Below are 13,829 nucleotides of genomic sequence, written 5' to 3' on the forward strand. Positions count from 1 at the left end.
CGAGATCAAAAAAAATCCCGCCCCAGCTTCTATTAAAAACTACCTTTGATCCCAAGCCTTAGCCGCATCAGCCACAGCTTGATCTACCGACTTCTCGTCCAACATCGCCGCCTGCAAATTGTCATAAATCGCCTTTTGCAGCTTCTTAACATCCTTGAGAGGCGGAATCAATAGCTCGGCGGAACTCAACCCAGAAGCACTAACAATCCGAGCTCGATCGGCAGCAGGAGCATCAGCAGAAACTGTCTTAAAATAATCGTCCTGCAAAGCCTCAACCGTAGAAGGCAAAACATTAGCAGCCTTAGCAAAAGCCAACTGATTTTGAGAATTAGTCACGTACAGAGCAAACTTGACAGCATCATCAGGGCGCTTGCTGTCGCGAGGCACAACCAAATTCATCACCGCCACAGTCTTCTTGCCTGTTTCCCCCGTAATTTGAGGCGCAGCAGCCGAAACAGCACCAATACTCGGAGCATTCTCAGCAATCGCCTTCAAAAACTGAGGCCCAGAAGCTAACAAAGTAGTTTCCCCAGCTTGATAAAGCTCGATCGCCCTACGATGTCCCTGCACCAAAACATCCTGCGGCAAAAGTCCGTTCTTGTACAAATCTACCCAATACTGAAAAACAGCTTTGCCCTTAGCAGTATTAAAAGCCGCCTTGCCTTTAGCGTCAATCAAAGGCACACCCATCTGCACGAAAGATTGCAAAACTTCTGCCGAATCTTCCGGCACAAAAGTCACAAAAAAAGCAAACTTACCAGTCTTTTCCTTCACCTGCTTGGCAACAGTTGCCAACTCGGCATAAGTAGCAGGAGGTTTAGCAATTCCAGCCTTCTTCAACAACTCCGTATTGTAAATTGTCACCCCAGTCGTGAGATACCAAGGAATGCCAAAACTCTTGCCGTCGAGTACGCCAGCTTTCCAGATATTTGGCAGATAGGTCGATCGAACTTGCTGCGGAATCCGAGAATCCAAATCCAGCCAAGCATTGCGTCCCGCCAACAGCGAAGCAAAATCGGGATTTAGGTTCACCACATCCGGCGCAGTTTTCGCCGAAACCGCCCCCAAAATCTTGCTTTCCATCGCCGACCAAGGAACGTCCACCCAGCGCACCTTCACCCCCGGATTTTCCGCTTCAAAACCGGCGATCGTCTTGTTGAAATACTCAGTAAACTGAGGTTGAAGCTGCATAGTCCAGAACTCGATTTCCTGCGTATTATTTGCCTGGGAATTAACAGCAGGCTTGCCGCAACTCACCACCGCAGCCAGCAGCAGCCCCACCAGTCCAAAAACAGCAAACAGTTGCCAAGATTTACGTTTCATAGAATAAAATTTGAGAGTTATGGGAACCGTTAGATAACAAAGCGTGAAACGAAGCTATCCCTTTCCCAGCAGGGGTTCCCGTTCCCCGTAGGGGTTCCTGTAGGGTAGGGTAGGGAATCGCCCGAATCAAGCGCGATCGAGTCAGTAACAGAGTTTTGTACCTGGGCCCAGGAGCGAGAGAGTCTGTTTTTGTGTAGAATCAGCAGGTTTTCGGTCGATCGAGCTGGAATTTATTGACATTGGCAGCAGAATAGCTATTGTCAAGTAAATTGGATAGCATAAAATCGGAACTAGCGATCGCGCAACACAGACGGAGCTGCGTAGCTACGGCGGGATACCGAGATTACAGCACTCTCTCGGTCGTTGGAAACCAACCCTCCAACACCGGACTCGCTGAATCAGGCTGGCCAACAACAAAAGAAAAAAATAGTAATTACCGGCGACCCAATCACATGGTTAACTTTTTCAAAGGTCTACTTTCCCAACGCCAGCCAGGAATCGGGATCGAAATAGCCCCAGACCGCATCAACATCATTCAGCTCGAAAAGAAAGCTCAGGCATTAAAATTAGGCATCCTAGCCTCCATAGAAGTTCCAGAAGACTATGTACAAGAAGGACAAATAGTCGATACGCCGGGAATGGCAGAACTAATACGTACCGTCCTTGCCGACAATAAAATCAAAGCCAAGCGAGTAGCCACAGCCATTCCCGGCCGCGAAGCCGTCATCCGCCTCATCCCAGTTCCCGCAGAGCTCAACGAAGAAGAACTACGGGATTACATGAACGCAGAAGCAGGACTGTACTTGCCGTTTCCCAGAGAAGACGCCGACGTAGACTATCAAAAAATAGGCCTTTTTGTAGATGACGACGGAGTAGAAAAAGTGCAAGTAGTGTTAGTAGCAACCCGCAGAGAAGTTACCGACACATACATCGAAACCTTCAAAGAAGCCGGACTGATTATAGACGTACTAGAAGTAACCAGTTTTGCCCTAATCCGCACCCTCAAAGAACAACTGCAACAATTTTCCTCCCAAGAAGCAGCAGTTCTCACCGCCATAGAATTTGACAGCACTGAGTTAGCTATAGTAGTGGACGGCATACCTCAGTTCAACCGTACCATCCCGATCGGCACCTACCAAATCCAGACCGCCCTCAACCAAGCCATGAACCTGCCGCCAACCAGAGACACCAGCGAACTGCAAGGCATGACCCTGCCAGTCACAGATACAATGGGCGCATCGGGAGACGCCAATCCGGGAACAAATGCGATGATTAAAGTATTGGGAGAACTAGCAGACGAACTGCGCCGCTCAGTAGACTTTTACCTCAACCAGAGCGAAGAACTCGAAGTAGCGCAACTGCTGCTAGCAGGCCCGGGAGCTGCGATCGGCAAACTAGACGAATTTTTTATGCAAAGATTAAGCTTGCCCGCATCTCAAGTCGATCCCATCGAAACCCTAGGACTCGAAATCAGCCAAGAAATTACCCCAGAACAGCGAGCAGGTTTAGGAGTCGCCCTAGGTTTAGGACTAAGGGAGGTTATGTGAACTAACAGTTTTAGATGAGAGAAAAACCGATTTGAGAATTTTAGGTAAAAACCCCTGCCAAAAGAAGAAGGTAGAAAGCAGAAGGTAAAATATTGGAGGTAGTAAGGTAGAAGGTAAAAGGTAGAATATATCTGAGGTAGAAGCAGCCCCTTCCTTAAGTAGAAGGCAAAAAGTTGTTTCTTTCTTCCCTAAATAAATCCTTCACTTGTACCAGCAATCTTGGGTTCTGTCTAAAATCTAAAATTTCAAATTTAAATCTATAGCAACAGCCAAGACTGTGAGGACATTCTTAATTGCTCAAACATAAGCGGTAGAGCACTTTTTCCTTCTACCTTCTACCTCGTGCCTTCTACCTTTTATCTTGTGCCTTCTGCCTTCTTCCTTCTGCTATAAAATCGAGTGAAGCCATGTACAGCCTAGATATTAATTTTCTCAACGACCGTCCGGACTACAAACCCGTTGCAGCAGCCAAAAGCTCAACTAAAAAAAGTTCCGGTGGAGCCAAAGACCAACTGCCCATATATGGGGCGGTACTGTTTGCCTTTGGGATCAACGCCGCAGTCATGGGCGCCTGGTGGTGGGCGACGAACGAAAATACCAACTTGGCCGCACAACAAGCAGACATGGACCAAGAACTGGCCACGTTAAACACTCAAGCCAACGTCATCAAAGCCATCAATGCCGAAACCGACCAAGTTACCGCCGAATACAAAGCATTAGCCGGAGTATTCGACCAAATTAAACCTTGGTCGGCGATGCTGCAAGACCTGAGTGCCCGCACTCCGGCGGGAGTGCAAATTGGCAAAATCGAGCAAATCGACCCAAGTCCCTCCCCCGTTGCGGCAGCACCCCCACCCCCTGCCGCCACCCCCGCAGCCAGCCCGTCCCCAGGGGCGAGTCCGTCTCCCGCCAGCCCCCCCCCGGCAGCAGCTCCCCCCCCCGTCGTCCCGCAGCAGGCAGCAAAAGTACAAATTTCAGGGATAGCCAGTACCTTTGCTCAAGTTAACGACTTTATGTTGCTAGTCCAGCGCTCTCCTTTCTTCCTTAACACCGATACCAAACTGATAGCGGCCACATTAAAAAACAACCCTGCACAATTACAAGTGCGTAACCAAAACGCAGCACCACCAGAACTTCCCAAACTGCGACCGGTGGTGGAATATAAAATTGAAACGACGCTCAGCCCGACGGGAGCCTCCGAGTTGCTCCCCGAGCTCCGCAGCAAGCAGGCAGACGGGCTAGCAATACGGATAGAAACACTTCAAGAAAAAGGAGTGCTAGAACCACAAAAACCAGAGGTGAAAAAACAATGACAGCAGCAAATGAGTTTATTCCCAGTGGCGGAAAAGCAGAAGAGACAGGGGGTCAGGAAATATTCGGCATTAAACTGACACCCCAAGTCCAAGCAATCGGCATCGCCGTTCTCGGCCTCGTCATTGCCGGCGGCCTTGGCTACCAGTTCGTACTGCCCGAATTCCAAAAAAGCGACGAATTCAAGCAAAAACTTAGCGAAAGCAAGCAAACGCAACTGCAATTGCAAACTCAAATTCAAAAAAAGGCAGAAGCAGAAGCCAAGCAAGAAGAAGCAAAACAGCGCCGGGCCAACGTGACGGCAATGTTTGCCAGCGACGCCAGCGCCAACACGATTTTGCTTGACATGACCCAACTGGTTAATAGAATCAACGCCGGGGTGCAAGGAGATGACCTCAAGGCTAAAATTACCAAATTTGAGCCGGATATGCCCCCAGCGGCAGCCACCGCCGCGCCAGGAGCTCCAGACCCTGATATTCTGGCCGATACCTCCTTCGGGCCGTCCTTGGCTGGCAAGCTCAGACGCAAAAAATTTAAGGTAGAGTTTGAAGGCACTTTCGCTCAAACCCGCAATTTTATGCGTAACTTGGAGTTGATGCAGTCGCTGTTGGTAGTGAGGAATTTGAGATCTGAATTGGTAGCATCAAATCAGCCAATTGAAGTTGACTTTGTGAAAGGGAAAATAGTTCCTGTGGAGCAGCCGCCAACTAAAATTAAAACTGCTTTTGACTTGCACGCCCTGCTGCCGTTAAAGCAAGAAGAAAAACCGCCAACTCCGGCTCCAAGTCCTGCTGCTAAGTAGCGGTAGTTGGGCGGATAGATATTAGCTATTGTTCCCAACTTGCTATTTCACAAGAAGGCAGAAGGTTGAAATTGGATGATTGAAGGTAGAAGTCAAAAAATATGAATGCCATCCAATAATTTTTTATATGGCAATCAACAATTTGCTCTCAAACCTAATTTCTTCTAATACCAGTTTCAAAAATTAATGGAACTGTATAGCAATCCTTGCAGGAGTCGTATTTTTTTTACCCCACCCCAACCCTCCCCTTACAAAGGGGAGGGAGTAAGAAATCCACAAATGATGCGAAGGTTGCTGTAGGATAGCTTCTAACCCTGATGTCATCTGTTATTCCCAATCGAAAATAGAAAATCGAAAAGGGCATAACTTCTTCCTTAAAAAAGGCTCGAATCGAGAATATTTTAGTCAGTTTAGTAGCTACCGACAAAAGACTGCGAACAACAAATAACAAAGTGTAGTTGAGGAGAGAACGTGAAACAGCATCTACGGTTAAGTGGAGGACTCTTATGCAGCGTTGCAGGAGTTCTGATCGCCCAAGCCCCCGTCTGGGCAGCGCCCACTCAAGTCACAGGAGTGCAAGTAAGTCAAGGCAATAATGGCGTAAATATTGTCCTGGCGACAGAAAAGGGCGATCGCCCGCAAGTTTTCGCGATCAATAACGGCAATACTTACCAAGCCACAATTATCAACACCCAGCTCCGCTTGCCACAAGGCAACAGCTTCCGTCAAGATAACCCCGCTCCGGGAATTTCTTCAGTAGAAATTAGCCAGGTAGAGGCTAACAGCATCCGCGTTGTGGTAGCCGGCACCAACGGAGTTCCCAACGGACAAATTGTTCCGGGACAAGGCCAAAGCATCGTTCTCAGCGTTGCCGGACAGGGCGGTACAGTACAGTCTGCCCAAACTCCACCTCCGCCGCCTCCGGGACTGCCGCTGAGCCAAACAGCTCCCCCGCCGGCTCCCCAAGTCCGCACATCGCAAAACCCAGGCGTGCTGCTGCCAAATCCCGAAGTTACTGTTACCAGGAACGATCGCCCGCCCCTCCCTGGCGAAATACAATCCCAGAGCAATCAGGCTGCGCCTTTCCAACCGCGGGCTGTGGCGCCGCCCTTGGGAGATATCGCAGTGTCTAACATCGCCCCCGGCGCGGGAAATATTGAACTGAGTTCGGGAGAACGCATCCCCCGCTTGGTGCTACGGGATGCCCCAGTCCGGGACGTTTTGGCTCTGCTGGCTCGCGCTGCGGGCTTGAACATTGCTTTTACAGGTGGCGGTGCCCCTGCTCAACCAGGCCAGCCCGCAGTGCCTGGTCAGCCGGGAGCCACCGGTTCAGATGAAGGGCCAAAGATTTCTTTGGACATCGAAAATGAGTCGGTGCAAGATGTCTTTAATTACGTGCTGCGGCTCAGCGGGCTGCAAGCTAACCGTCAGGGGCGGACGATTTTTGTAGGGACTAGCTTGCCGATCGACTCGCGCAATATTATCATTCGGACTCTGCGGCTCAATCAAGTTCGCTCTACCGATGCAGCTAACTTTTTGAGCGCTCAAGGCGCGGAAACTCAACTGCCGATTACTCGGGTGACGATCCAAAGCGTCGGCCAGGGAAATGCGGCGCGGGATGTAGAAATTAGGGAACCCGACATTAAGGCGATCGGCGCTAGGGAAGGCACCGGGCCGCTTTTGCTAAGGGGACTGTCGGTGCTGGCGGATTCTCGGCTCAATTCCATCACTTTAGTGGGCGACCCGCGCAAAGTTGACATGGCTGTGGCTTTCTTGACACAGCTAGATTTGCGTCGCCGTCAAGTTGCTGTCAACGTCAAGGTGATCGATATCAACTTGTTGGGAGACAACAGAACCAACAGCAGTTTCTCTTTCGGAATTAATAACAATTTCTTCGTCAATGACAATGGGGCGGCAAGTCTCAATTTTGGTGGCATCAATCCGCCCAGTGGCCTTGGAGATCCCATCGCTAGACCGATCATCGGCAACCCCCTAGGAACCCCGGATGTTTTCTACGATGCGAACGGCCGGCGTATCGTGCCGCTTACAGGTCAAGGTCTCGATACCGCCGCCAAAGGTGTGTTCCTCCGACCCACAGCCCCAGTTACTAATGACCCTACGCGAGTTGGAATTACGGATTACGAGCCTGGATCGGCAACCGCTTCGGGAAGTGCAGAGTTCGGCTTGTTCCCCCTGTTCCAGTATCCGAGGAGGTTCCTGTCGGCGTTGCAGGCAAGTATTCAGACCCAGAATGCCAAAATCCTGACAGATCCGACTCTAGTGGTTCAAGAAGGAGAAACGGCGAATGTGAATATTACGGATGAGGTGATCAGTAACATCACGTCCGACACCCAGACTACCGGAAATACAAGTACCACAACGGTGACGGCAGTCAAAGACAGGGCTGGTTTGCAGTTGGGGGTGGCGATTGATCGGATTGACGACAACGGCTTTGTGTCTCTGCGGGTGAACCCGATTATCAGGACACCGGGCACCCCCCAAAACCTAAGCACGGGCCCGAACACCAATACTATCAGGCTGCTGGGCGAGCGATCGTTGCAATCGGGGCTAATTCGCCTGCGGGACGGTCAGACTTTGATTGTTTCGGGGATTATCCGCGACGAAGAACGGACTACAGCGAACAAGATTCCGATTTTGGGAGATTTGCCGATTATCGGTTCGCTGTTCAGGAGCACCAGTAAGGCCAACCAGCGGGCAGAGTTGATTGTATTGCTGACACCGCAGATTTTGGATGATAGCGATCGATCGAACTTTGGGTACCAAAACAACATCAGTCCCGACGCCCGCCAACTGTTGCAGCGCAGTCAGCCCGTCCAGCCGAGACAGTAGGAACGAAGGAAAAATGACTTGCTGTCAACTTTCCACGCTCTTTCCCCTGAGTCCGACAGTCCGACAGTCCGACAGGGGTTGAAACCCCTGCCTCAAAGCTTTAGTCCTCTTTTAGAGGACTAAAGAACTGATTAGTCCTCTGCAAGACGACTATAAATCACTCTTTCAGTCGTCTGAAGACGACTTCAGCTATGAGACAGGGACTTCAGTCCCTGGCGGCTTTCGGGAGAAGGAAACAGCCCCGCCCCACGAGGAAAGAAAGAGGGGAAAGAAACAAGGAAGAAGGAAAAAACTTTTCCTTTAGCCCTTGACAAATTACATTTTATTCCTTCTATTTCTCCTTTTTTTATGCTTTCAAATCCACCGAGGCGAGAAATCTTCTCTCCAAGGTGGTATTTTTTTACCTAAATTTTGGGATTAATTAAAAAAATTGTCCAAATCCATATAAATTAAAGGTTCCACCGATCCATAACGGTCGGCAAGACTTTAGAATAATGCAGTGAAAATTAGATGCTGTGGGGTTTTCAGCAGTTAGAAACAAAAATTCCTTTTCTGACCAATTACCCTAGGGTAATTGGTATTCAGCAGGAGTTGTGATTCGGGGAAGCGGACGGGAGCAGTCGGGAACCACCCAAACCTCCCAATCCACACCTCAATCCAGTTGATAACTCACAGCTAATAGTTGAACTAACTCTGTTTAACGTAATTTTGCAAATCCAGAAGGAGTTCGCAATGAACAAAGGTGAATTGGTTGATGCAGTCGCGGAAAAGGCTAGCGTGACGAAAAAACAGGCAGATGCTGTTTTGAGTGCCGCCCTCGAAGCAATCATGGAAGCTGTCTCCGATGGCGACAAGGTGACGCTGGTCGGTTTTGGCTCGTTTGAGTCGCGGGAACGCAAGGCCCGCGAGGGTCGCAATCCCAAAACTGGTGACAAGATGGAAATCCCGGCAACCCGAGTTCCTGCATTTTCCGCAGGGAAGTTGTTTAAGGACAGAGTTGCACCCCCGAAAAACGCGGAATAAGTGGCGAACTGAGTCTTGATTAGACCTGTACACGGTGGGAATTTAGCTTGGGCAGCCGCACTGGCAGGCTGCCCTGCCTCTGCTATTGTCGATTTTTCTGCGAGTATCAGTCCTTTGGGCCCTCCTGAGTCGGCCCTGGCTGCGATTCAATCACACTTGAGCAGTCTGACGGCTTACCCCGATCCGGATTATGGAGAGCTCAGGACTGCTTTAGGTGAGGCTTTGAATGTTGACCCGGATTGGATTTTGCCGGGCAATGGTTCGGCGGAATTGTTGACTTGGGCGGCTTGGGATTTGTCGAAGCTGGAGGCAACTTATTTGGTGACTCCGGCTTTTGGCGATTACTGGCGAGCTCTTTCGGCTTTCGGCGCGCAGGTGCTGAAATGTCCTTTGGAACTCCAATCTTGCACCATTGTCAAAAACGGGCAAGATGCCCATTCCACAAGAGATGAATTTTCTTGTGGAACAGGCATCTTGCCTGTCCCTAAACAATTAATTGAGCAGGGTGCAACATCTCAGTTGGAGAAATCGTTGGACGCTGCTACAGGAAACGAGTTAGTAACCGATGATGTGTCAGTTTCTAACCGTTCCCTTGTCTCCCCTTCTCTCCGTCTCCCGGTGCCTCTTGCTCTCGATGCCGATTATCGACGAGGTTTGCTCCTGAACAACCCGCACAATCCTACGGGTTTACTGTTCGCTAGGGAGGCGATTTTGCCTTATGTGAAGCAGTTAGGTATGGTGGTGGTGGATGAGGCCTTTATGGACTTTCTACCGCCTTCTGAGCAGGAAACTTTGATCGATGCTGTTGAGGAGTTTCCGAATTTGGTGATTTTACGATCGCTCACTAAATTCTATTCTCTGCCGGGACTGCGCTTGGGCTGTGCGATCGCCCATCCCGATATTCTGCATCGCTGGCAGCAGCAGCGCGATCCTTGGCCGGTGAATGCTTTGGCTGCTGCTGCTGCTGCTGCTGTGGTTCGAGATGCTGCTTTTGAGCAGCAAACCTGGGATTGGCTTCCTGTTGCTCGCTTTGAGCTATTTGAGGCTTTGGCTAATTTACCGGGTTTGCAACCTTTTCCAGGCGCGGCTAATTTCTTGTTGGTTGAGTCGTCTATGTCGGTTTCTTCTATTCAAAAAAGTCTGTTGGAACGACACCGGATTTTGATTCGGGATTGTTTGAGTTTTCCTGAGTTGGGCGATCATTTTTTTCGGGTGGCTGTGCGCTCCAGGACGGACAATCTGCGGCTAATTGCTGGACTTACGGATGTCATTAGTCGTTAACTCGGAAATTCATTTCACGCCAACATCAAAGATTTGGCGTGAGATGAATGCCAGTGAGTTTAAGACTGCACATCTTTGATAGAGCCAATCAACCGCAGATGTAAGGCAGATAAACACAGATAAACGCAGATAATTTCCAGAATTAAGAGCTGAGGAAAGCAATTCAAGTCTGCTGACTACTGACTGCTGACTATTGACTACTGACTACTGACTTCTTTATTTATGCTTGACTATGATTTAGTGATTATTGGTGGAACTCCGGCCGGACGTTATGCTGCTTTGACTGCAACTAATTTCCCGGCTCGCGTTGCTTTGGTGGAACCGCTAAGTAATTCCCAAGATTTGCCGACAGGGGGGAAAGAGTCGATCGACCTTGGTTTGAGATATAGCCAAACTTTGAGGGAGGCTGCTCGTTTTGCTCAGCAGATCAGCCGCCAGCAGTTGGGGGTGCGCTGGGAAGTCGCGAATTCCTCTATGCCGCTCAAATTGCGCTTTGACGGGGTTCTAAAGTGGGCCGATGATGTTGTTTCTAATTTGTCAGAAATTGATTCTCTCGGCCTTTTGGCTGCTCGCGGGGTCGATGTTATTTTTGGCAACGGCGAGTTTGTTGCGAAACCGGATTTGGCTTTTGTTGTCGGCGGGCGAAAATTGCGATCGCTCTGTTATTTGCTAGCTTGTCCAACTCTGCCGGCGATTCCCAATATTGAAGGACTTTCGTCCGCTGGCTTTTTTACTTCGGAAACTGTCGGGGAATTAGCAAAACTTCCACAGTTGCCTAAAAGTTTGGCTGTAATCGGTGCAGATCCCAGCGGTGTCGAAGTGGCTCAAACTTTTGCTCGGCTAGGGGTTGCTGTCACTTTGGTAGTGAAAAGTTCGCACATTTTGGCTAAAGAAGACCGAGAGGCTGCTGGGTTGGTTCAAGCTGCATTGGAAGCTGAAGGAGTGCGGATTCTGACTGCTACTGAGGTGACTCAAGCGAGGGTGATTGATGGTAAAAAGTGGATTCAAGCGGGGCCAAGGGCGATCGAAGCTGAGGAGATTTTTCTGGCCGCCGGTAGAGGGCAGGATTTTTCATTGTTAAATCTCGAAGCGGCGAAGGTTAAATTCAGCGATCGGGGGGTGATTTTAAATGAAAAGCTGCAAACAACAAATCACCGCATTTACGCGATTGGCGATGTTGCTGGGGGTTATCCGTTCCCTCACATCGCTAATTACGAAGCGGCAGTTGCTGTGAAAAATGCTTTGTTTTTGCCAATGTTTCAAATAGATTATCGCGGGATTCCTTGGGCGATTTTTTCTGACCCGCAATTGGCGAGGGTGGGCTTGACTGAAGCGCAAGCAAGGCGCCGTTTTGGAGATGATCTAATTGTTTGTCGCGAATATTTCAAGAATGTTGAAAGAGCTCAAATGTCCGGGGATACAACTGGTTTTTGTAAGATTGTCGGGCGTCGCAACGGTGAGATGTTGGGAGCTAGTATTGTGGGGCCGCAAGCTGCTGAGTTAATTCACGCGATCGCTTTGGCTGTGCGTCACGGGATGAAGGTTGAGGCGATCGCCCAACTTCCTTATATTTGGTCAAGTTTTTCGGTCATTAACGGTCAAACTGCTGCTGTTTGGGAGTCGCAGCGCTTTCGCAGCAATACTTTTATCCAAAATTTGTGGGAGAATTTGTTTCACTGGCGCAGGTATTGGAATAGGTAAAGAGATCAAATGTTTGTAGTAGGATTTTGTGAAGTTGCTATGATTACCTCCGAGTTAAAAAGTAACTTGCTAATAAGCTCACTCAGCATTTAAATGCTGTGTCAATAAATACTCAAACCATCAGTGGCTCCTTGCTCCGACGCCACCATAAATATGCAATTTAAATGTACAACAACTTAACTAATAACTGATGACTACTCATATCGTTTCCCCTTGCATCACAATAATAAAATCGAGTCAACAGTTAACACTCAACCATTGAGTTTTTCCACCCCTCCTTCTACAGTCAACAGCCAGTCGATTTTAGATTTTAGATTTTAGATTTTAGATTTTAGAATTCACTCCACAGATGAATCTGGGAACTGGAAATTAGGTGTAAAATATTTCGCTTGTCAACAGTCAACAGTCAACAATCACGGACGGTGCAACCGGAATTGATATCACTGATAACTAATGATTGCTGACTAATTATGGCGGGCGAAAGTGCAATGCTGGATTTGACGATCGCCGGTACAATGCGATCGCACGCCATTCTCGCCCCAGAAAGGTTTCTTGCGACTGGCCCCACTTGCAGCGCGGCTAAACCACCGGTCAAAAATAATTCGCATCCGGGCCAACGCAGGTGTTTGTCTAAGACTGGCAAACCTTGAACTATTTCAATGGGATGCGTTTCTAGCATTTCTTTGAACATTGGTTCGGCTGCAATGTCTAGTTTGGTGCCGGTTGCTAGCCAAATTCGATCGACAAATAACGTCTCCCCACTGCTGCAATCAACAGTCCATCTGTTGTTTTCCCACCGCACGCCAACAACTTCGCACTGTTCGTGAAATGCCAGCTTTTCGCTGTGGGAGAGCCTCCGCAACTGTGTCATAATTTCCGGTGTCATCGAGCCACCGTTGCGGGCTTGTTGAATAGTTTCCCAACGCTTCTGGCAATCTGGTTCGGCGACGAATCCTTTGAGGTATTTTGGCCCCAACCAACCGGGTTCGGCATCAAATAGTTTTTCTTGGAAATAGCGCCTCGTCATTAACAGGACTTTGGCTCCTCTGGCAATTGCTCCTACGGCTAAATGTCCGCTGGTTAGTCCGCCGCCGACAATTAATATGTGTTCTCCGTGCAATTGCAAATTTCGCAAATCTACTTGATGGGAGTGGCGAATTCTTTCGGCGGGATGCTGTGTTTGAATTTGATTGGCCCACGCTGGTAAATGCGGTTTTCCACTTCCGGCGGCGACAATTACTCGGCGGGCGATCGCACTTTTTCCGTCTTCAAACCATAGGCGGAAACGGCCGGATTTCGGCTGAATGCGGGTGACTTTTGCTTTGATAACTCGATCGGCCAATTGCCACCGTTTAATTGTGTCGCCGCAAAATTCCTCAAATAACCGACTTCCGGGCAAATCGTAGGGGGGAAACAATTCCGAGGAGCGATTTTCGGCAAACCTCCGCAATTCGTAAGGGTTGGGATCTGGGTGGTGTACTGCGGGCGATCGCAAATGCCCAATTTCTAAAGCTGCAAATTGCCTCCGCCACTGGGTGAGCCATTCGCCGCTCGGATCGAATGCTAAAAGTTTATTCCGGAGGCGGTTGCGTTTTTTTAAGATGTGTGATGTCAAAGTCAGGGCGTGGGGCCCAGCGCCGACTAAAGCTAAATCAATTTGGGGCGGCGTGGCTTCTGAGTTCGCTTGCATGAGACTTACTGATTTGCGAATGATAACAATTCTCATTGTAAGTTGAGCGAGCCTTAAGTTTACGTCTTTCGAGAACAAGCAGGATTTCTGTTCCGCAGAAAGAGACAGGATGATACGCAAAAGCTCAGAAACTAGCTTTCTGACAGCTTTCTGCCCCTCCTGGACGCACTGCGACGCTCAGAAACCGGGTTTTTTAGCTCACCGAAGTGAAAACGGCGATCGGAAAGCGTCGGGGCGATCGTCCGTTGGCGTAACGATATAAGTAAAAAAACTTGTAAAAAAAAACTTAGCCGACTGCCTG

10 protein-coding genes are annotated in these 13,829 nt (G+C 49.2%); 8 read left to right on the forward strand and 2 right to left on the reverse strand.

Going from position 1 to position 13,829, the window contains the following annotated elements; all coding sequences use genetic code 11:
• Positions 1 to 39: 39 nt before the first annotated feature.
• Positions 40 to 1,323, reverse strand: a complete 1,284-nt coding sequence (locus NDI35_RS12675) for an ABC transporter substrate-binding protein (protein ID WP_445313045.1) — start codon at positions 1,321 to 1,323, stop codon at positions 40 to 42.
• Between the two features lie 452 nt (positions 1,324 to 1,775).
• On the opposite strand from NDI35_RS12675, the gene pilM reads away from it, so the two are divergent.
• From pilM to NDI35_RS12710, 7 genes are all read left to right on the forward strand, one after another.
• Positions 1,776 to 2,870, forward strand: a complete 1,095-nt coding sequence (pilM, locus tag NDI35_RS12680; RefSeq protein ID WP_445313115.1) for a type IV pilus assembly protein PilM — start codon at positions 1,776 to 1,778, stop codon at positions 2,868 to 2,870.
• A 407-nt stretch (positions 2,871 to 3,277) separates the two neighbouring features.
• Positions 3,278 to 4,183 (forward strand): PilN domain-containing protein, encoded by a 906-nt coding sequence (locus NDI35_RS12685; RefSeq protein WP_445313046.1) that lies wholly within the window; start codon positions 3,278 to 3,280, stop codon positions 4,181 to 4,183.
• Complete coding sequence (locus tag NDI35_RS12690; RefSeq protein ID WP_445313047.1) at positions 4,180 to 4,983, forward strand: pilus assembly protein PilO; 804 nt, start codon at positions 4,180 to 4,182, stop codon at positions 4,981 to 4,983. The genes NDI35_RS12685 and NDI35_RS12690 overlap by 4 nt, the downstream gene beginning before the upstream one ends.
• Positions 4,984 to 5,454: 471 nt before the next feature.
• Complete coding sequence (locus NDI35_RS12695) at positions 5,455 to 7,833, forward strand: secretin GspD/PilQ domain-containing protein (protein ID WP_445313048.1); 2,379 nt, start codon at positions 5,455 to 5,457, stop codon at positions 7,831 to 7,833.
• A 714-nt stretch (positions 7,834 to 8,547) separates the two neighbouring features.
• On the forward strand, positions 8,548 to 8,856 hold the full coding sequence (gene hbs / locus NDI35_RS12700) for a non-specific DNA-binding protein Hbs (protein WP_278187376.1): 309 nt from the start codon (positions 8,548 to 8,550) through the stop codon (positions 8,854 to 8,856).
• A 15-nt stretch (positions 8,857 to 8,871) separates the two neighbouring features.
• Positions 8,872 to 10,137 carry a pyridoxal phosphate-dependent aminotransferase gene (locus tag NDI35_RS12705; RefSeq protein ID WP_445313049.1) on the forward strand — a complete coding sequence of 422 codons (1,266 nt, stop codon included), beginning with the start codon at positions 8,872 to 8,874 and terminating at the stop codon, positions 10,135 to 10,137.
• Positions 10,138 to 10,359: 222 nt separating this feature from the next.
• The gene (locus NDI35_RS12710) at positions 10,360 to 11,838 is read left to right on the forward strand and encodes a dihydrolipoyl dehydrogenase family protein (protein WP_445313050.1); all 1,479 of its coding nucleotides are present in this window, start codon (positions 10,360 to 10,362) and stop codon (positions 11,836 to 11,838) included.
• A 406-nt stretch (positions 11,839 to 12,244) separates the two neighbouring features.
• Here the strand turns inward: NDI35_RS12710 and NDI35_RS12715 are convergent, their stop codons facing one another.
• Positions 12,245 to 13,528 carry an FAD/NAD(P)-binding protein gene (locus tag NDI35_RS12715; protein WP_445313051.1) on the reverse strand — a complete coding sequence of 428 codons (1,284 nt, stop codon included), beginning with the start codon at positions 13,526 to 13,528 and terminating at the stop codon, positions 12,245 to 12,247.
• A gap of 109 nt (positions 13,529 to 13,637) precedes the next feature.
• Here NDI35_RS12715 and NDI35_RS12720 point away from each other — a divergent pair, with 109 nt between their 5' ends.
• Positions 13,638 to 13,790: a hypothetical protein gene (locus tag NDI35_RS12720; protein ID WP_445313052.1), complete on the forward strand. Its 153-nt coding sequence runs from the start codon at positions 13,638 to 13,640 to the stop codon at positions 13,788 to 13,790.
• Positions 13,791 to 13,829: the final 39 nt, after the last annotated feature.

This window comes from Microcoleus vaginatus FACHB-2002 (assembly GCF_040004035.1).
Lineage (GTDB): Bacteria > Cyanobacteriota > Cyanobacteriia > Cyanobacteriales > Microcoleaceae > Microcoleus > Microcoleus vaginatus_C.

Excerpts from the sequence above, each read along its gene's own strand:
- NDI35_RS12675 (WP_445313045.1), bottom strand. The coding sequence starts at position 1,323 with ATGAAACGTAAATCTTGGCAACTGTTTGCTGTTTTTGGACTGGTGGGG.
- pilM (WP_445313115.1), top strand. The coding sequence starts at position 1,776 with ATGGTTAACTTTTTCAAAGGTCTACTTTCCCAACGCCAGCCAGGAATC.
- NDI35_RS12685 (WP_445313046.1), top strand. The coding sequence starts at position 3,278 with ATGTACAGCCTAGATATTAATTTTCTCAACGACCGTCCGGACTACAAA.
- NDI35_RS12690 (WP_445313047.1), top strand. The coding sequence starts at position 4,180 with ATGACAGCAGCAAATGAGTTTATTCCCAGTGGCGGAAAAGCAGAAGAG.
- NDI35_RS12710 (WP_445313050.1), top strand. The coding sequence starts at position 10,360 with ATGCTTGACTATGATTTAGTGATTATTGGTGGAACTCCGGCCGGACGT.
- NDI35_RS12715 (WP_445313051.1), bottom strand. The coding sequence starts at position 13,528 with ATGCAAGCGAACTCAGAAGCCACGCCGCCCCAAATTGATTTAGCTTTA.
- NDI35_RS12720 (WP_445313052.1), top strand. The coding sequence starts at position 13,638 with ATGATACGCAAAAGCTCAGAAACTAGCTTTCTGACAGCTTTCTGCCCC.